Source organism: Bacillus sp. RCC_6_1, assembly GCF_041360755.1.
Lineage (GTDB): Bacteria > Bacillota > Bacilli > Bacillales > Bacillaceae_G > Bacillus_A > Bacillus_A cereus.
In genome coordinates this window covers 388,738-407,179 of sequence record NZ_JBFUPV010000003.1, presented here as the reverse complement: position 1 = coordinate 407,179, position 18,442 = coordinate 388,738, and the positions used below count along the sequence as shown (strand labels likewise).

The following is an 18,442-nucleotide window of genomic DNA, read 5'->3' as shown; positions in this document are numbered from 1 at the left end:
TTACTCTATTTTTTTATGGAAAAATTCATATAGATTTTGAATTTAATAGTTTAGAAAGATGAAAGTCTGTCCACACTGCTTGTAGAAGGGACGGTGGAGGAAATGAAAAAACAAGTTATTGCTTATCTTCTTATACTATTAATTGGTGCACAGTTACTTGTGCAGTTTGGATATATGAAAGCTGATGCGAAAGGGCCTTCAGTTATTCCGAAAGAGGCCGTTCGATTACGAATTTTAGCAAATAGTGATTCAGATAAAGACCAGGCATTAAAGCGTAAAGTGCGTGATGAAGTAAAAGCACAAATTGATGGGTGGGTAGCGGATTTAACTTCATTTGAAGAGGCACGCAAAGTAATTCAAAGTCATATTCCAGAAATCGAGAAAACGGTGGAAAATACGTTAAAAAGAGAAGGAAGTAAAGATTCATTTCAAGTGAAATTTAGTAAGAATGTAAAGTTTCCTACAAAGGTATACGGGAATTTTATTTATCCAGCAGGAGAATATGAAGCAGTATTAATCACAATTGGAGAAGGTGAAGGGGCGAACTGGTGGTGTGTATTATTTCCACCAATGTGTTTCTTAGATTTTTCGAGCGGGACAGCTGTAAGAAAAGAAGAGCACGTTGTGAAGGCGGAATCTCCTGAAGAGGAGCAGGTGAAACAACTAGATGAGGAAGTAATAGATAAAGAAGAGAAGAAAGTAGATAAGGTAAAAGAAACGAAAGCTGTAAAGCAGGAAGTAGTAAAAAAAGTAACAGCTTCTGAAAAGAAAGTAGTAAAAAATGAAACAAAAGTCGAAGAGCAGCCTGTAAGTAAAGAAGAAATAAAAACTGTGGAAAAAGTGGAGAAACCTGTGGAGAAAAAACAAGAAAAGCAAAATGAGTATGTAAAAGTAGAAGAGGAAGAAGAAAAGCCAGAAGTTAAATTGTTTATTGTAGAAGCTTTTACATCTTTATTCTCTAAATAGTACTATTAATAAATCCCTCTTCATATATAAAAATGAGGAGGGATTTATTATGAAGAAAGTGTATTTTGCTACGAAAGCAGATGTGGAAAGATTACATTCTTTTTTCGGACAAGCTAATAAAAAAGATGATAAAATAAATGAGTTGTACGCACAATTTATGATTTTGGAAGAGGCGGAAGAAATACGAGCTGTAATTGGTTATGAACGAAGTGGGGAAGATGTGCTTATTCGTTCTTGTTTATTCACACCTCATGTGGATAAACAGACTTTCTTATATTTTTTTGAAATGTTTTTGCAGTATATGAAAGAAAAAAGTGTTCAACAATTGTACTTACTAACAAATCATCCACAATCTGTACCGATCTTTCAGTTTTTTGACTTTTTTACTATAGAAAAGGATGAGGTTCCAGAGGGAATTCAACAACTAGAACATTTTTGTAAAAATATAAAAGAGCAGAATGCAATAATACTAAATTGTCAGCTATTCACAAAGTTATCCACGGATTAATTAGGTTTATCCACATTTTGTGGATAAACCTTGTTTGTCTTTTGGATAAATCTCATAGTAAACTAAAAATATACAAGTATTTAAGGGTAGAAAAGGACGTGGAAAAAAATGCATACAAACATGTGGGTTGTGGATAATGTTGTGGAAAGAAAAAAATATTATCCACAGTTACAAGAAGCAGCAAAATTATTAAGAGAAAATGAGGCGGTTGCTTTCCCTACGGAAACAGTATATGGGTTAGGTGCAAATGCGATGGATGATGAAGCAATCGCGAAAATTTTCGAAGCGAAAGGAAGACCGAGTGATAATCCACTCATTGTCCATATAGGTACAAAATCTCAGTTAGATGGGATTGTGAAAGAAATTCCACCAGTTGCCGAGAAGTTAATGGCGCATTTTTGGCCAGGACCATTAACAATTATTTTGCCGAGAAAAGAAGGGATTTCAGAGAAGGTGACGGCAGGACTTAATACGGTTGGAGTAAGAATGCCTGATCATCCAATTGCACTTGCTCTTATTGAAGAGGCGAATGTACCTGTTGCGGCACCAAGTGCGAATCGTTCAGGGCGTCCAAGTCCAACATTAGCTTCTCACGTATATGAAGATTTGAATGGTAAGATTGCAGGTATTGTTGATGGTGGTGCAACTGGAGTAGGCGTTGAATCAACTGTAATTGATTGTACAAGCGCGGTTCCAACAATATTACGTCCAGGTGGGATTACGAAAGAACAATTAGAAGCGGTGATAGGTACTGTTTCTTTAGATCCAGCTTTAAAGGATGAGAAGGAAAAACCGAAATCGCCTGGAATGAAATACACACATTATGCCCCGAAAGCACCACTTAGTATTGTTGAGGGCTCACGTGAGTTTATTCAGCATCTTGTGGATGAGAAAAAGGAAGAAGGATTTAAAGTAGGTGTATTAACGACAGAAGAGTATCAGCATGTATATAGTGCAGATGTTATATTATCTTGTGGTGTTAGAAGTGACTTAGCTAGTGTTGCGACTAAATTATATGATGTACTTAGAACATTTGATGCAAGTGAAGTGGATGTTATTTTTAGTGAGTCATTCCCTAATGAAGGAATAGGGAATGCAATTATGAATCGTTTAACAAAAGCGGCAGGACATCATATTATTATTGAATGATAAGGTAAGATTAGCAAACAGAATATTTCTCCTTGGATAAGCATATTGTGAAGTAGCACGTCCAAGGAGGGGCATGAATGACGTTTGAACAGCTAATACCTTTAATAATTATGGCATTCGCCTTAGGGATGGATGCGTTCTCGGTGAGTCTTGGTATGGGGATGATACCCCTAAAGTTAAGACAAATCCTGTATATTGGTATGACGATAGGGATATTTCATATTATTATGCCGTTTATAGGAATGGTACTAGGTCGTTTTTTATCAGAGAAGTATGGAGATATCGCACATTTTGCGGGTGCTATTTTATTAATCGGACTAGGGTTTTATATCGTATATTCGAGCATTTTACAAAATGAAGAGACTAGAACAGCCCCTATTGGAATTAGTTTATTCGTATTTGCATTTGGCGTCAGTATAGATAGTTTCTCAGTAGGACTTAGTCTTGGTATTTATGGAGCACAAACAATTATTACGATTTTACTTTTTGGATTTGTTAGCATGTTATTAGCGTGGATGGGTTTATTAATTGGGAGACATGCGAAAGATATGCTCGGTACATATGGTGAGATAGTAGGTGGTATCATTTTGGTTGGGTTTGGATTATATATCCTTTTTCCTATATAATTTTATGTAGGAGGGAATTATGAACAAGCTATTGGAATGGTATGTTAAATTTTTGACCTTCTATCCTCGATGGCTAAGAAGACTTATAATTTGGGGTATTATTTTGCAAATTTCGATGTTAGGTTGGATTAAGTTAATTCGTGAATGGTGAGATAGTTCCTTTCTGTGAATATTTTGTTTGTACTATATTTATTGCACTAAAAATTACAGATATAGAAAGGATGAGATGAATGACGAGATTGAAGCAAGTTTTTGGTATTATTATTAGTTTTTTTGTTTTTTGGTTTAGTATGCTCGGTGTACAAATGTTTGCTGAGTTTTTAGATATTGAGTCATTGAAATTTGTTGCGGGAAAGACTGAGGCGGCGCGTGCCTTTTACTCTCCGTACCCGTTTTTAATTGTTTTTCTTATCACATTGCTTTCCCTATACTTCTTCGTAATTAAGCTAGGGAAGCCGAAAAAAGAGAAAATGCCTACTTTAGAGGAAAAGAAGGAAGAATTACAATGATAAAATCCCCTGCTAAAAAGCAGGGGATTTTATATTTGAGTGATGGGAGGAATCTAGCCGCCTTGCTTTTAAATATATCCAGCTCCAGCGACAAGCTCTTCGCATGAAGCAAAAAGCGCTTCAAGGTCGAGAGCTTGAAGTGTCCTGCGATTCTGAACGAGCCGCTTCCGCTTTTAGATATTATCCAGTTCCAGGGGCCAGCTCTTCGCATCTAAGAACCTCCCGCACGAAAGGTAAAAAGCACCTTTTGTGCGAGAGAACCTTAGCTGGTCAGAGCTAAACGGGCCACTTCCACTTTTAAACTGGCCTAACCAATTCAAATTGTTCTCCTAATTTTGCATAGTTGTGTCCTGCTAGGCGGCTTATTGGTTTGAGTCCTTCGGCGTGAATGCGCCCTTTTTCATATAGATGTTCGGCAACGTGGAAACGAACGACGCGTCCAATTAGTAGATCACAAGCTGGTGAGTCTTCCGTTCCGCCAAGTGGAATTGCACGTTCTAATACGCATTCCATTCGAATATTTGCTTCTTTTACACCTGGAACAGAGATGACTTCACTTTCGATTGGTGTTAGTTTTGCTAGTTCAATTTCACTTTCATTTGGCGGGAGGTTAGCTGCTGTTTCGTTAATTGCTGCTACATATGATTCGTCAGAAATATGTACGACAAATTCTCCTTTTTCAATTGCGTTTCGGGAAGTGTCCTTTCTTTCTCCGGCTTTTCGTTGTACAGATACTGAGATAAGTGGTGGATTAGCAGCGACAATATTGAAATAACTATATGGTGCTCCGTTTAGTACGCCTTCTTTTGTTACAGAAGTAACGAATGCGACAGGACGAGGGATGATACTTCCAGTAAGTAATTTGTAATTATCTTTTTCAGTTTGTTCATTTGGATTAATGGATAACATGCTTGTAATCCCCTTTCTAAATATGAATACTTATTGTTTGTTTACAAGATAACGATGAGAAAATCCTGCTGGAAATAATATTTTGTTTCATAAAAAGAACTTACTTCAATTGTAATGAAGTAAGTTCTTTTTTCAAGAATCTCAAATTTGAGATAAAAATTAAAGTAAAACGTATGCGCCAGGTCCGATTAAAGCTACACCAACAGCGACAGCGATTAACATTAAGTTATATTCATATCCGTTTTGTGTTACCCAGTAACCATTTTTTCCGTGAACAGTGAAGATAGCCATTAACATTGTTCCAACGATAAATAATGAACCAACTACAATGAAAATACCTGATGCAAATAAGAAACCACCTAGTAATTCAGTTGCGCCAGCCATAAATGCCATAAATACACCAGGACGTAAACCGATTGACTCCATCCAGCCACCTGTTCCTTTTAAACCGTAACCGCCGAACCAACCAAATAATTTTTGAGCGCCATGACCCATGAATGTAATTCCTATAATAAGACGAATAATAAGTAGACCGAAATCCATCATTTTTAAAAACCTCCTAAAAGTTATTAACTTACCTTACGTAAGTAATAATAAAATAGTTACTTACTTTAGTCAAGTGGATTTTGAAAAAAGTTTGAATTAAATTTTACAAATTAACAACAAAAAATAAAATGTAGTAAAGACCTCTAGACAAGTTGGGCAAAAAAAGAGAAAATATGAATAGAAGTTAACTTCTAATTGTTATTCAGACAATCAGAATTGACTGGAATTTTGTGAAGCGCTACAATAAGAGTCTATTAGTAATGACGTAATTTATTTCGAAAGCGTTTTTACAGTATAATATTCGAAGTATGAAGTCTTACATGTATCCCGAGCTTTACTAGGGATTGCCCTATAAACTTTTAGGTAAATTATAAGGAGGACTATCCTATGTTTAAAAAATTATTCGGTCTTGGTTCAAAAACAAATGAAGAAACAATCGTAGCTCCATTAACTGGAGCAGTGAAAAATATTGAAGAAGTACCAGATCCAGTATTTGCTGGTCGTATGATGGGTGACGGTGTTGCAATCGATCCTACTGAAGGTGTAGTTGTATCTCCAGTTGATGGTGAAATCGTACAATTATTCCACACAAAACATGCTATCGGAATTAAAGCGAAAAACGGTACAGAAATTTTAATCCACGTTGGATTAGAAACTGTAAAAATGGAAGGCGAAGGTTTCGAAGCTCACGTTTCTGAAGGCCAAGCTGTAAAAGCTGGAGATAAATTAATCTCATTCGACTTAGAATTAATCCGTGAAAAAGCGAAAAGCACAATTACTCCAATTGTTATTACAAACACAGATGCAGCTGAGTCTATTAAGACAACTGTAGGCGTAGCAGCTACAAAAGGTTCAACAGAAGTAATGAAAGTTACAATGAAATAATTGCAATATAAGAGGAATCCGTTTCGTATGAAATGGATTCCTTATTTTTGTTGCATGTTCAGCATGTATGTTAAAATACTCTAGGCACTTGGAAATAGGGTTTCACATATATGTGGATAAGGCGCATTTTTCTTAGAAAAAATATAAGAGAAATGCGCCTTTTGTATATTCACATTTCTTTTGTTCTATTCTAATGTAAGTTATGATGAATGGTAAGAAATCGAATATAGGGGTGGGTTTGAATGAAACGAGTGTTATTTGTTTGTACTGGCAATACATGTCGTAGTCCAATGGCTGAGGCGTTGCTTCGTCATCACGGAGGAGATAAGTTTGAAGTGCAATCTGCTGGTGTTTTCGCCTATCCTGGGAGCGATGCATCGGTACATGCGAAGGAAGCTTTAGCTGAAAAAGGAATTTTAATTGATCATGCGGCGCAGCAAATAAATGAAACTTTGCTTGATTGGGCTGATATTGTCGTAACGATGACAGAAAACCATAAGCAAATTGTACTTGGGCATTATCCGAGCGTTGAAAAGAAATTAAATACGTTATATGGATTAACTGAAGGTATAGGCAAGGACATTTCAGATCCATTTGGAGGCTCGCTTTCTATTTATAAAGAAACGTTAGATGAGATGGAAAAACTTGTACAAACTTTACTGAAAAAACATTCAGTAGGTTGATGTTTCGTGTATAATACGATATTGGAGATCACTTCTTCCTATGTGAGGTAGCGAGTGTGAAATGAAGATAATTGATTGAAACTTTGGAGGGGTAAAAATGAAAGTAGTAATAGCATCTGATCACGGCGGTATGAATATCCGCAAAGAACTTGTAAGTTTATTAGAAGAGTTAAATATTGAATATATTGATTTAGGTTGTGAATGTGAAGCTGGTTCTGTTGATTACCCTGACTTTGCGTTTCCAGCAGCTGAAATGGTAGCGAATGGTGAAGTAGATCGTGGTATTTTAGTTTGTGGGACAGGCATTGGTATGTCAATCGCAGCAAACAAAGTAAATGGTATCCGTTGTGCGTTAGTTCATGATACTTTCAGCGCGAAAGCAACGAGAGAGCATAATGACACTAATATGCTAGCGATGGGTGAGCGTGTAATTGGTGCTGGTCTAGCGCGTGATATCGCGAAAATCTGGTTAACAACTGACTATGAAGGTGGTCGTCACGAAAACCGCGTAGGAAAAATTAAAACATACGAAACAAAGTAATAGATTCTAACTATCAGTAGTGTGAAATATAATTTGGTGAACCAACCTGTGAAAGGAAGAGGCGTAATGACAGAAATCGTAAAGGTAAGAGAACAGCTACAAATGTCGCTTTCTGATTTCCAAGAACAAGCTTCATTACAAAGCGGTCAAATTTTTGTAGTGGGTTGTAGCACGAGCGAAGTGCTAGGCGAAAGAATTGGAACATCAGGAACGATGGAAGTAGCAGAGGCGATTTTCTCTGAGTTAAAACAATTTCAAGAGCAAACAGGTATTGAATTAGCGTTTCAATGTTGTGAGCATTTAAACCGTGCTTTAGTAGTTGAGAGAGAAGTAGCGATAAAATATCAATTTGAAATTGTAACAGTTACGCCTGTTAGATCAGCAGGTGGTGCATTGGGGACATACGCGTATCACAATTTGAAAGATCCGGTAGTAGTTGAGTTTATTAAAGCTGATGCAGGAATGGATATTGGTGATACATTTATCGGTATGCATTTAAAGCATGTAGCTGTTCCGGTTCGTACAAGTGTGAAGGCAATTGGAAGTGCGCATGTAACGATGGCCAAAACACGTGGAAAACTAATTGGTGGAGCGCGTGCTGTCTATGCGGCAGTGGAAGAGACTATCACTTGCCGTTAAATATGAGAAATTAGGAAGTCATATAGTAACTGTTTATCATAAGATAAAAGGTATGTTGTCTGACTTTATAATAGAAGAAAGAAAAGACCGATTTTCGGTCTTTTTTTTCTTTTATGATATAGAAAGTCATGTTAGAATGTAGTTGAAAACATGAAGGTTCGAAAGAATTACAACCTGAATTTTCGTTTTTTCTGAATAAATAAGAAAAAACTGTTGGGAATCGATGTAATTCGTTCAGAAAAGGGGGATTTTGGTGGATCATTTAAAACGTCAAGATGAAAAGGTATTTGCTGCAATTGAGGCAGAACTAGGAAGACAGCGTTCAAAGATTGAGTTAATTGCTTCGGAAAACTTCGTAAGTGAAGCAGTAATGGAGGCACAAGGTTCTGTTTTAACGAATAAGTATGCTGAAGGATATCCTGGAAAACGTTACTATGGTGGCTGTGAACACGTAGACGTAGTAGAAGATATCGCACGTGATCGCGTGAAAGAAATTTTCGGCGCAGAGCACGTAAATGTTCAACCACACTCTGGTGCACAAGCGAACATGGCAGTATACTTTACGATTTTAGAGCAAGGCGATACAGTACTTGGTATGAACTTATCTCATGGTGGTCACTTAACACACGGAAGCCCTGTTAACTTCAGTGGAGTACAATATAATTTCGTAGAATATGGCGTGGATGCTGACTCTCACCGTATTAATTACGATGATGTATTAGCAAAAGCGAAAGAACATAAACCAAAATTAATCGTTGCAGGTGCAAGTGCATACCCTCGTGTTATCGATTTCAAGCGATTCCGTGAGATTGCAGATGAAGTGGGCGCTTATTTAATGGTTGATATGGCACATATCGCTGGTTTAGTAGCTGCTGGTTTACACCCAAATCCAGTACCACATGCACATTTCGTTACAACGACAACACATAAAACGTTACGTGGTCCGCGTGGTGGTATGATTTTATGTGAAGAGCAATTTGCAAAACAAATTGATAAATCAATCTTCCCTGGTATTCAAGGTGGTCCACTTATGCATGTAATCGCTGCAAAAGCTGTTGCATTTGGTGAAGCACTTCAAGATGATTTCAAAACATATGCACAAAATATCATTAACAATGCGAACCGCTTAGCTGAAGGTCTTCAAAAAGAAGGACTTACACTTGTTTCTGGCGGAACAGACAATCACTTAATCTTGATTGATGTTCGTAACTTAGAAATCACAGGTAAAGTAGCAGAGCACGTATTAGATGAAGTTGGTATTACAGTGAACAAAAATACAATTCCATTTGAAACAGCAAGCCCATTTGTAACAAGTGGTGTACGTATCGGTACAGCAGCTGTAACATCTCGTGGTTTCGGTTTAGAAGAAATGGATGAAATTGCGTCACTTATTGCTTATACATTAAAAAATCATGAAAATGAAGTTGCATTAGAAGAAGTACGTAAGCGTGTAGAAGCGTTAACTAGCAAATTCACAATGTATCCAAATCTATAATAGATTGAAGAAGACTGCCGAGACTTAATTGTTTTGGCGGTCTTTTTTGTGGACATATATTATTTTTAAAGTATGTATACAAATGATGAATAAATTTTGGCGATATAATGAAGGATACAGCTCCCATAATTGGTAAAGATACTAGATAGATTCATCGTAAAATCATGATTTTGCCAAATTTGCCCTTGAATATTAGTAGCGTTTTCTTTACAATCGTAAATAGTGTAAAAAGCGTGCAAACGCATGAATATCATCTAAAGGAGAGATTCACATGGGAAAACTGTATGTATTTGATCACCCGTTAATTCAACATAAGATTACATATATTCGCGATAAGAATACAGGTACGAAAGATTTTCGTGAATTAGTGGACGAAGTAGCAAGTTTAATGGCTTTCGAAATTACTCGCGACCTTCCACTTAAGGACATTGAAATTGAAACACCTGTAAGCAAAGCGACAACAAAAGTGATCGCTGGTAAAAAACTTGGTTTAATTCCGATTTTACGTGCAGGTTTAGGAATGGTTGATGGAATTCTGAAATTAATTCCAGCAGCAAAAGTAGGACACGTTGGTTTATACCGTGACCCTAAAACATTGCAACCGGTAGAATACTATGTGAAACTTCCAACGGATGTAGAAGAGCGTGACTTTATCGTACTAGATCCGATGCTAGCAACAGGTGGTTCTGCGGCTGAAGCAATTAACTCTCTGAAAAAGCGCGGTGCGAAACAAATTAAATTAATGTGTATCGTTGCAGCTCCAGAAGGGGTAAAAGTAGTACAAGAAGAACATCCTGATGTTGATATTTATGTAGCAGCATTAGATGAGAAATTAAATGACCACGGATATGTAGTACCAGGTCTTGGTGATGCTGGTGACCGTTTATTCGGAACGAAGTAAGACAACTGACGAGCAGGGGAGATTCCCCAGCTCGTCTTTTTTGTTGTAAGCAAGTAGGGGAGAGGATAAATATACATCGTATATACAACATAAGTTGCATACACCTCACATATAATATAGAAGTCTTACGTCTGAGGAACACTATATTATGGAAGAAAAGCGTTATATCTCGAAAATATAATAGTGACAAACTTGTGAACATTTCCTTCTATTATAAAGAGAAAACTGTTAGAAATTGCATATATGTAACCAGTATTTAGAAGGGGAACGTTTTCATTTTTGGGAGGAAATGCCTAATACTCAAATTTTTAGATTTTTTACGATTTCTCGTTGACACTGTTAATACCCTATTGTATGCTAACAACGGGGATAGATGGTAGGGCTTTCAGTGACAAAATTACATCTATTCCGTGACGAAAATGTAAACTTTTTGTTTTGTATAGGATTTATGCAAAAAAATGAGTTATTATTAACACATCGTGAATGAGGGTTACATATTGGAGGGATGAATCCTTGCAAAAAAACGATCGCAGCCATATAAAAGCTTATGCTTTAATGTCAGGTATTCTTGCTCAATTAGTCGGTTCTATTCTTGTTGGAATCTTTGGTGGGCAGTGGATTGATAATAAGGTTGGAACGTTTCCGTTGTTTCTTATTATAGGGTTATTACTCGGACTAGGAACAGGGGTATACGCAATGATTCGACTCATTCGACATTACTATTCGGGAGAGCAATGATGATAGACGTACATGGACTTGTCCAAAGACAAAAGAAATATATGTACTACTTGCTTGCGCTTCTAGTGCTAGGATGGGGATTTACCTCTTACAAGGATGTATTTCTTGGACTGATTATCGGGACGATTTTCAGTTTTCTTAGTTTGCGCATCATTGCACGTAGAACAGACAAGCTGCTAGATCGCGTAACAAATGGAGAAAACGTGAAGTTCAAGGCAACAGCGGTAAGTACATATTCAAGATTCGCCACGATTGGGTTATTAATTTTATTTGCAGCCAAATATCAAGAGTTAATCGCGATGTGGGGCCTAGGTGTAGGATTGCTGACAGGATACCTTGTCATGATCATAGATTTTCTTTATTTAGAGTATAAGAGCAGGGAAGAGAGGTGAATTACTAGTGGAACACGGTAAATTAGTTGAATTTCTAGGTTTAACGTTCGATTTGTCATCAGTTATGATGGTTACTGTAGCAGCAGTTATTGTTTTCTTAATCGCTGTTATCGGAACTCGCAGCTTAGCTCTTCGCCCAACCGGGATGCAAAACTTCATGGAATGGGTGTTTGACTTCGTGAAAGGGATTATCAATAGTACGATGGACTGGAAAACAGGTGGACGTTTCTTAACGCTTGGCGTTACGCTTATCATGTTTATCATCGTATCGAACTTCCTTGGTTTACCATTCATGTATTCAGCAACTGAAGCTGGCGAACATATTGCATGGTGGAGATCACCAACGTCTGATCCAGCAGTTACATTAACATTAGCCGTGATGGTAGTTACCCTCACCCATTATTATGGAATTAAGATGAAGGGTACGAAAGAGTACGTAAAAGGTTATTTCCAACCTATGAAATTCTTATTCCCATTAAAGGTTATTGAGGAGTTTGCTAACACATTAACGTTAGGTCTTCGTTTATTTGGTAACATTTATGCAGGTGAGATCTTATTAGGATTACTTGCTAAGTTGGGCGGAGCATCAGTCCTTGGGGCATTAGGTGCGCTTGTACCAATGTTAGCATGGATGGGATTCAGTGTATTCGTTGGATCAATCCAAGCATTTATTTTCGTTATGTTAACGATGGTTTATATGGCTCATAAAGTAAGCCATGACCATTAATATAATTTAAGTAAGAAAAAATTTATTTTTTTATAATACAAAGGAGGACAAATTAAATGAGTTTAGGTGTAATCGCAGCTGCAATTGCAATTGGTTTATCAGCATTAGGTGCAGGTATTGGTAACGGTCTTATCGTATCACGTACAATCGAAGGTGTTGCTCGTCAACCAGAATTAAAAGGCGCACTTCAAACAATTATGTTCATCGGGGTTGCTTTAGTTGAGGCACTTCCAATCATCGGTGTAGTTATTGCTTTCATCGTAATGAACAAATAAGGGAGACTCCCCTTACATAGATGGCGAAGAGTGTTTTTCCGAACTTTCTTCGCCATTGCTTTATGAATGAAACGTATGTCTTTTTTTTTCATATGATCAATTTAGATATTTTGAAGGGAGTGAATCCTTGTGCCAACTTTATTATTAGGTGCTGCCATTCCATTTGGAACGATTGCTTATACATTGTTCATTTTCTTACTTCTATTAGTAATGCTACGCAAATTTGCGTGGGGTCCTTTAATGGGAATTATGAAAGAACGTGAAGAGCATGTTACTAATGAAATCGACGCTGCAGAAAGAAGTAATGCTGAGGCGAAGAAGTTAGTAGAAGAACAACGTGAAATGTTAAAACAATCACGTGTTGAAGCACAAGAGTTAATCGAAAGAGCGAAAAAGCAAGCTGTAGATCAAAAAGATGTTATTGTTGCTGCTGCGAAAGAAGAAGCAGAATCAATTAAAGCATCTGCTGTACAAGAAATTCAACGCGAAAAAGAGCAAGCAATTGCTGCTTTACAAGAACAAGTTGCTTCTTTATCTGTTCAAATTGCTTCTAAAGTAATTGAAAAAGAATTAAAAGAAGAAGATCAAGTGAAGTTAATTCGCGATTATATTAAAGAAGTAGGAGAAGCGCGATGAGCAATGGGATTGTAGCAAAACGTTATGCTGTCGCTCTTTTTAAAATTGCTAAAGAAAAACACGTATTAGAAATGTTTGAAGAGGAATTACGCCTTGTACAAAACGTTTATGTAAAGAACGGAGAACTACATAGCTTTTTAACGCAACCGAACATTTCAAAGGAACAAAAGAAAACGTTTCTTGCAAACGTATTCGGATCTGTTTCTGAATCTATTTTAAATACGTTATATATTTTAATTGATAACAAACGCATTGATATCTTACCTGAAATTGCAGATGAATATGTTGTTCTTGCTAATGAAGAACGTAACGTAGCGGATGCAACTGTATATTCTACTCGTCTTCTATCAGAAGAAGAGAAGCTTAACATTGCTGAAGCATTTGCAAAGAGAACGGGAAAAGATGCAATTCGCGTGAAAAATGTTGTAGATGAAGATTTACTAGGCGGAATTAAAGTACGTATTGGAAATCGCATTTATGACGGAAGTTTACAAGGAAAATTAGCACGTATTCAGCGTGAATTAATGAAGAATAGATAGGGGTGAAGCACATGAGCATCAGAGCTGAAGAAATTAGCGCACTGATAAAGCAACAAATCGAGAACTATCAGTCTGAAATCGAAGTTAGTGATGTTGGTACAGTTATCCAAGTTGGTGACGGTATCGCGCGTGCTCATGGTCTTGATAACGTTATGGCTGGTGAACTTGTAGAGTTCTCTAACGGCGTTATGGGACTAGCACAAAACTTAGAGGAAAACAACGTAGGTATTATCATTTTAGGACCTTACACAGAAATTCGTGAAGGTGACGAAGTTCGTCGTACTGGTCGCATCATGCAAGTACCGGTAGGAAAAGAACTAATTGGTCGTGTTGTAAACCCATTAGGTCAACCAGTTGATGGTTTAGGCCCAATCAATACAACAAACACTCGTCCAATCGAAAGTCCAGCACCAGGTGTAATGGATCGTAAATCTGTTCATGAGCCACTTCAAACAGGTATTAAAGCGATCGATGCTCTTGTACCAATTGGCCGTGGTCAACGTGAGTTAATCATCGGTGACCGTCAAACTGGTAAAACAGCGGTTGCACTTGATACAATCATTAACCAAAAAGATGAAGATATGATTTGTATCTATGTAGCAATTGGACAAAAAGAATCAACTGTACGTAACGTAGTAGAAACACTACGTAAGCACGGTGCATTAGAGTACACAATCGTTGTAACTGCATCTGCTTCTCAACCAGCTCCATTATTATACCTAGCTCCTTACGCTGGTGTAACAATGGGTGAAGAGTTCATGTACAATGGTAAACACGTATTAGTAGTATATGATGACTTATCAAAACAAGCAGCGGCTTACCGTGAGCTGTCATTACTATTACGTCGTCCTCCAGGTCGTGAAGCTTACCCAGGGGATGTATTCTACTTACATTCTCGCTTATTAGAGCGTGCAGCAAAATTAAGTGATGCAAAAGGCGGCGGTTCTTTAACTGCACTACCTTTCATCGAAACACAAGCAGGGGACGTATCAGCATACATCCCAACAAACGTAATTTCTATTACGGATGGACAAATCTTCTTACAATCTGACCTATTCTTCTCTGGCGTACGTCCAGCGATCGATGCGGGTACTTCTGTATCTCGTGTAGGTGGATCTGCTCAGATTAAAGCAATGAGTAAAGTATCAGGTACACTTCGTCTTGACCTTGCATCTTACCGTGAGTTAGAAGCGTTCGCTCAGTTCGGTTCTGACCTTGATAAAGCAACTCAAGCGAAATTAAACCGTGGTGCTCGTACTGTTGAGGTATTAAAACAAGGATTACACAAACCATTACGTGTAGAGAAACAAGTTATCATTCTTTACGCTTTAACACGTGGATTCCTAGATGATATCCCAGTAGTAGATATCACTCGTTTTGAAGAAGAATTCCATGCTTGGTTAGATTCTAATGCGACTGACTTATTAGAAGAAATCCGCACAACTAAGAAACTTGCGGATGACGACAAATTTGCAGCAGCAATCAATGGATTTAAAAAAGTATTTGTAGCTTCTGAATAATAAAAGCGGAAGCGGCTCGTTCTGAATGTGAGGGGGATGGAGCTTCTGACGAAGAGGCGGTGTTTGCCTCGTAGGAAGAAGTGAAGCCACCGAGCATTCAAGCCGCTGGAGCTAGATAGTATATATAAAAGGCATCTCGGGCTCTGAGATTGCTAAAGGTCATGTAAAGGAAAAGAGTAGGTGCACCTATTCTTTTCCTTCAATCATGAGCAAGAATATCTTGCAACGTAGATTAGGAAGAGGATTCTTACTAATCGTGCCAACTTCCGGAAAAAAGGTGGTGAAAACCTGTGGCATCTTTACGCGATATAAAAGCGAAGATTAACTCGACAAAGAAAACGAGTCAAATTACGAAAGCGATGGAGATGGTATCTGCATCTAAGTTAAACCGTGCAGAGCAAAATGCTAAATCTTTCGTTCCGTATATGGAAAAGATTCAAGAAGTAGTAGCGAGCATTGCGCAAGGAAGCAAAGGGATTAATCATCCAATGCTAAATGCGCGTCCTGTAAAGCGTACAGGATACATCGTTATTACGTCTGATCGCGGACTAGCAGGTGGTTATAACAGTAACGTATTACGTACAGTAAGTAACGTAATTCGTGAACGTCATAATATGGATTCAAACCAATATTCTATTATTGTGCTTGGACGACTAGGACGTGATTATTTAAAACGTCGCGGCTTTAACATTATTGATGAAGTAGTTGGATTATCTGACCACCCATCATTTACTGATATTAAAGACCTTGCTTCTCGAGCAATTGCGATGTTCGCAGATGGTGCTTATGATGAGCTGTACATCTACTACAACCATTACGTAAGTAAAATTTCACAAGAGGTAACGGAAAATAAAATTTTACCGCTTACTGATGTGGCGTCTGACAAACCGACGACAGCTTATGAATTCGAACCTTCTGAAGAAGAAATTTTAAAAGTACTATTGCCACAATACGCAGAAAGCTTAGTGTACGGTGCATTACTAGACGGTAAAGCAAGTGAACACGCAGCGCGTATGACAGCAATGAAGAGTGCTACAGACAACGCAATGGAAGTTATCGATTCACTTACACTTTCATTCAACCGTGCGCGTCAGGCAGCGATTACGCAAGAAATTACGGAAATCGTTGGTGGAGCAGCAGCGTTAGAATAGTATTAAAAGGCGGAAGCGGTTCGTTCAGAATGAGAGGGGGATGGAGCTTTTGACGTAGAGGCGATTTGTGCCTCGTAGGAAAAAGCGAAGCCACCGAACATTCTAACCGCTGGAGCTAGATTCAATAAAAAGCGGAAGCGGCTCTGTCAAAAGAGTCGCGTAAGCTATAAACCAATAAAAAATTAAAAGCTAGCTGCTCGTAGAAAGTTGGCTAATTAAAAGAAAGCTAGGAGGGAACCCGATGAATAAAGGGCGCGTTACGCAAATCATGGGTCCGGTTGTAGACGTTAAGTTTGATGGCGGAAAGCTACCAGAAATCTACAACGCCCTTACGGTAAAACAAAGCAACGAAAACGGAAGTATTAACTTAACATTTGAAGTTGCACTTCATTTAGGTGATGATACAGTTCGTACAGTTGCGATGTCTTCCACAGATGGACTTGTTCGTGGCACAGAAGTAGAAGATACTGGTAAACCAATCTCTGTACCAGTTGGTGATGTAACACTTGGTCGCGTATTTAACGTATTAGGTGATGCAATTGACTTAGATGGTGAGGTTCCTGCAGATGTACATCGTGATCCAATTCACCGTCAAGCACCTGCATTCGAAGAATTATCTACTAAAGTAGAAATTCTTGAAACTGGTATTAAAGTAGTAGACTTACTTGCTCCTTACATTAAGGGTGGTAAGATCGGCCTATTCGGTGGTGCCGGCGTAGGTAAAACAGTATTAATTCAGGAATTAATTAACAACATCGCACAAGAGCACGGTGGTATCTCTGTATTCGCTGGTGTAGGTGAGCGTACTCGTGAGGGTAATGACTTATACCACGAAATGAGCGATTCTGGCGTAATCAAGAAAACTGCGATGGTATTCGGACAAATGAACGAGCCACCTGGAGCACGTCAACGTGTTGCATTAACAGGTTTAACAATGGCTGAGCATTTCCGTGATGAGCAAGGACAAGACGTACTTCTGTTCATCGATAACATCTTCCGTTTCACGCAAGCGGGTTCTGAAGTATCTGCCCTTCTTGGTCGTATGCCATCTGCGGTAGGTTACCAACCAACACTTGCAACAGAAATGGGTCAATTACAAGAGCGTATTACATCTACAAATAAAGGGTCTATCACGTCTATCCAAGCGGTATATGTACCAGCCGATGACTATACTGACCCAGCACCAGCTACAACGTTCGCTCACTTAGATGCAACAACAAACTTAGAGCGTCGTTTAACGCAAATGGGTATTTACCCAGCCGTAGATCCATTAGCATCTACATCTCGTGCACTTTCTCCAGAAATCGTAGGAGAAGAACATTATGAAGTAGCTCGTCAAGTACAGCAAACTTTACAACGTTATAAAGAGCTTCAAGATATCATCGCTATCTTAGGTATGGATGAGTTATCTGAAGAAGATAAGTTAGTTGTACATCGTGCTCGTCGTATTCAATTCTTCTTATCTCAAAACTTCCACGTAGCTGAGCAGTTTACAGGTCAAAAAGGTTCTTACGTACCTGTAAAGAATACAGTTAGTGGTTTCAAAGAAATTCTAGAAGGAAAATATGATGACCTTCCAGAAGATGCATTCCGCTTAGTAGGTGGCATTGAAGAAGTTATTGAAAACGCGAAGAAAATGATGGCGTAAGGCCTTAGGAGGGACGAAGTATGAAGACATTTCCAGTCAGTATTGTAACTCCTGATGGACCGGTTTACGAAAAAGAAGTAGAAATGGTAAGTGTAAAAGCAGAGAGTGGGGAAATGGGGATCTTACCAGGTCACATTCCAACTGTTGCACCATTAAAAATTAGTGCAGTTCGTCTGAAAAATGGTGGACACACTGATTATGTAGCAGTAAGCGGTGGCTTTATCGAAGTTCGTCCAGATAAAGTGACTGTATTATCATCATCTGCTGAAGAAGCAAACCATATCGATATCCATCGCGCAAATGAAGCGAAGCGTCGCGCTGAGCAACGTCTGCAAGATAAACAAGCACATGTTGACTTTAAACGTGCAGAAATGGCATTACAACGTGCCGTGAACCGTTTAAACGTTTCCGATATGAAGTGAAAAAATCCGTAAGGGCTTTGCCTTTACGGATTTTTTT

Annotated in this window: 25 protein-coding genes; 23 read left to right on the top strand and 2 right to left on the bottom strand. The window is 38.2% G+C overall.

Translation table 11 applies throughout. The features are described from left to right. Nucleotides 1-102 precede the first annotated feature (102 nt). From spoIIR to AB6801_RS14130, 6 genes are all read left to right on the top strand, one after another. Nucleotides 103-966: a stage II sporulation protein R gene (spoIIR, locus tag AB6801_RS14155; RefSeq protein WP_000745063.1), complete on the top strand. Its 864-nt coding sequence runs from the start codon at nucleotides 103-105 to the stop codon at nucleotides 964-966. A 49-nt stretch (nucleotides 967-1,015) separates the two neighbouring features. After that, on the top strand, nucleotides 1,016-1,474 hold the full coding sequence (locus AB6801_RS14150; RefSeq protein WP_000758446.1) for a GNAT family N-acetyltransferase: 459 nt from the start codon (nucleotides 1,016-1,018) through the stop codon (nucleotides 1,472-1,474). 108 nt (nucleotides 1,475-1,582) lie between these two features. Next, nucleotides 1,583-2,623 (top strand): L-threonylcarbamoyladenylate synthase, encoded by a 1,041-nt coding sequence (locus AB6801_RS14145; RefSeq protein WP_000557351.1) that lies wholly within the window; start codon nucleotides 1,583-1,585, stop codon nucleotides 2,621-2,623. 77 nt (nucleotides 2,624-2,700) lie between these two features. After that, the gene (locus AB6801_RS14140; RefSeq protein WP_000142463.1) at nucleotides 2,701-3,249 is read left to right on the top strand and encodes a manganese efflux pump MntP; all 549 of its coding nucleotides are present in this window, start codon (nucleotides 2,701-2,703) and stop codon (nucleotides 3,247-3,249) included. A gap of 19 nt (nucleotides 3,250-3,268) precedes the next feature. Beyond that, nucleotides 3,269-3,400, top strand: a complete 132-nt coding sequence (locus AB6801_RS14135) for a hypothetical protein (protein ID WP_001037636.1) — start codon at nucleotides 3,269-3,271, stop codon at nucleotides 3,398-3,400. A 79-nt stretch (nucleotides 3,401-3,479) separates the two neighbouring features. After that, entirely contained in the window at nucleotides 3,480-3,758 is a 279-nt protein-coding gene (locus tag AB6801_RS14130; protein ID WP_000197472.1) for a DUF3935 domain-containing protein, read from the top strand. Nucleotides 3,759-4,055: 297 nt separating this feature from the next. On the opposite strand, the gene AB6801_RS14125 is transcribed toward AB6801_RS14130, so the two are convergent. After that, a complete protein-coding gene (locus AB6801_RS14125) occupies nucleotides 4,056-4,667 on the bottom strand; it encodes a flavin reductase family protein (protein ID WP_000949055.1) in 612 nt (203 codons plus the stop codon). Between the two features lie 159 nt (nucleotides 4,668-4,826). Further along, on the bottom strand, nucleotides 4,827-5,213 hold the full coding sequence (locus AB6801_RS14120) for a DoxX family protein (protein ID WP_000968616.1): 387 nt from the start codon (nucleotides 5,211-5,213) through the stop codon (nucleotides 4,827-4,829). Nucleotides 5,214-5,600: 387 nt separating this feature from the next. Between AB6801_RS14120 and AB6801_RS14115 the strand changes: the two genes are divergently transcribed. From AB6801_RS14115 to atpC, 17 genes are all read left to right on the top strand, one after another. Then, nucleotides 5,601-6,098, top strand: a complete 498-nt coding sequence (locus tag AB6801_RS14115; protein WP_000473665.1) for a PTS sugar transporter subunit IIA — start codon at nucleotides 5,601-5,603, stop codon at nucleotides 6,096-6,098. A 242-nt stretch (nucleotides 6,099-6,340) separates the two neighbouring features. Next, nucleotides 6,341-6,781, top strand: a complete 441-nt coding sequence (locus AB6801_RS14110; RefSeq protein WP_000832368.1) for a low molecular weight protein arginine phosphatase — start codon at nucleotides 6,341-6,343, stop codon at nucleotides 6,779-6,781. Between the two features lie 97 nt (nucleotides 6,782-6,878). Next, complete coding sequence (gene rpiB, locus AB6801_RS14105; protein ID WP_000869542.1) at nucleotides 6,879-7,322, top strand: ribose 5-phosphate isomerase B; 444 nt, start codon at nucleotides 6,879-6,881, stop codon at nucleotides 7,320-7,322. Nucleotides 7,323-7,388: 66 nt separating this feature from the next. After that, nucleotides 7,389-7,961: a TIGR01440 family protein gene (locus AB6801_RS14100; RefSeq protein WP_000136375.1), complete on the top strand. Its 573-nt coding sequence runs from the start codon at nucleotides 7,389-7,391 to the stop codon at nucleotides 7,959-7,961. Between the two features lie 253 nt (nucleotides 7,962-8,214). Beyond that, the gene (gene glyA, locus AB6801_RS14095) at nucleotides 8,215-9,456 is read left to right on the top strand and encodes a serine hydroxymethyltransferase (RefSeq protein ID WP_000349809.1); all 1,242 of its coding nucleotides are present in this window, start codon (nucleotides 8,215-8,217) and stop codon (nucleotides 9,454-9,456) included. Nucleotides 9,457-9,727: 271 nt separating this feature from the next. Beyond that, on the top strand, nucleotides 9,728-10,357 hold the full coding sequence (gene upp, locus AB6801_RS14090; protein ID WP_000517539.1) for a uracil phosphoribosyltransferase: 630 nt from the start codon (nucleotides 9,728-9,730) through the stop codon (nucleotides 10,355-10,357). Nucleotides 10,358-10,730: 373 nt separating this feature from the next. Further along, nucleotides 10,731-10,844, top strand: a complete 114-nt coding sequence (locus tag AB6801_RS14085; protein WP_000232962.1) for a DUF4024 domain-containing protein — start codon at nucleotides 10,731-10,733, stop codon at nucleotides 10,842-10,844. Between the two features lie 26 nt (nucleotides 10,845-10,870). Continuing rightward, nucleotides 10,871-11,095, top strand: coding sequence for an AtpZ/AtpI family protein (locus tag AB6801_RS14080; protein ID WP_001171223.1), 225 nt, complete (start codon nucleotides 10,871-10,873; stop codon nucleotides 11,093-11,095). After that, nucleotides 11,095-11,487, top strand: coding sequence for an ATP synthase subunit I (locus tag AB6801_RS14075; RefSeq protein WP_000567600.1), 393 nt, complete (start codon nucleotides 11,095-11,097; stop codon nucleotides 11,485-11,487). Before AB6801_RS14080 ends, AB6801_RS14075 begins: the two co-directional genes overlap by 1 nt. 7 nt (nucleotides 11,488-11,494) lie before the next feature. After that, the gene (gene atpB / locus AB6801_RS14070) at nucleotides 11,495-12,214 is read left to right on the top strand and encodes a F0F1 ATP synthase subunit A (protein WP_000399871.1); all 720 of its coding nucleotides are present in this window, start codon (nucleotides 11,495-11,497) and stop codon (nucleotides 12,212-12,214) included. Nucleotides 12,215-12,270: 56 nt separating this feature from the next. Further along, complete coding sequence (gene atpE / locus AB6801_RS14065; protein ID WP_000052064.1) at nucleotides 12,271-12,489, top strand: F0F1 ATP synthase subunit C; 219 nt, start codon at nucleotides 12,271-12,273, stop codon at nucleotides 12,487-12,489. 129 nt (nucleotides 12,490-12,618) lie between these two features. Continuing rightward, nucleotides 12,619-13,125 carry a F0F1 ATP synthase subunit B gene (gene atpF, locus AB6801_RS14060; protein ID WP_001142618.1) on the top strand — a complete coding sequence of 169 codons (507 nt, stop codon included), beginning with the start codon at nucleotides 12,619-12,621 and terminating at the stop codon, nucleotides 13,123-13,125. Beyond that, on the top strand, nucleotides 13,122-13,664 hold the full coding sequence (gene atpH, locus AB6801_RS14055) for a F0F1 ATP synthase subunit delta (protein WP_000064683.1): 543 nt from the start codon (nucleotides 13,122-13,124) through the stop codon (nucleotides 13,662-13,664). Before atpF ends, atpH begins: the two co-directional genes overlap by 4 nt. Nucleotides 13,665-13,675: 11 nt before the next feature. Further along, nucleotides 13,676-15,184, top strand: a complete 1,509-nt coding sequence (gene atpA, locus AB6801_RS14050; RefSeq protein ID WP_000027518.1) for a F0F1 ATP synthase subunit alpha — start codon at nucleotides 13,676-13,678, stop codon at nucleotides 15,182-15,184. A 290-nt stretch (nucleotides 15,185-15,474) separates the two neighbouring features. Then, nucleotides 15,475-16,335: a F0F1 ATP synthase subunit gamma gene (atpG, locus tag AB6801_RS14045; protein WP_000157696.1), complete on the top strand. Its 861-nt coding sequence runs from the start codon at nucleotides 15,475-15,477 to the stop codon at nucleotides 16,333-16,335. 241 nt (nucleotides 16,336-16,576) lie between these two features. Further along, nucleotides 16,577-17,983, top strand: coding sequence for a F0F1 ATP synthase subunit beta (gene atpD / locus AB6801_RS14040; RefSeq protein WP_001032593.1), 1,407 nt, complete (start codon nucleotides 16,577-16,579; stop codon nucleotides 17,981-17,983). A 20-nt stretch (nucleotides 17,984-18,003) separates the two neighbouring features. After that, nucleotides 18,004-18,405 carry a F0F1 ATP synthase subunit epsilon gene (gene atpC, locus AB6801_RS14035; protein ID WP_000847211.1) on the top strand — a complete coding sequence of 134 codons (402 nt, stop codon included), beginning with the start codon at nucleotides 18,004-18,006 and terminating at the stop codon, nucleotides 18,403-18,405. Nucleotides 18,406-18,442 lie beyond the last annotated feature (37 nt).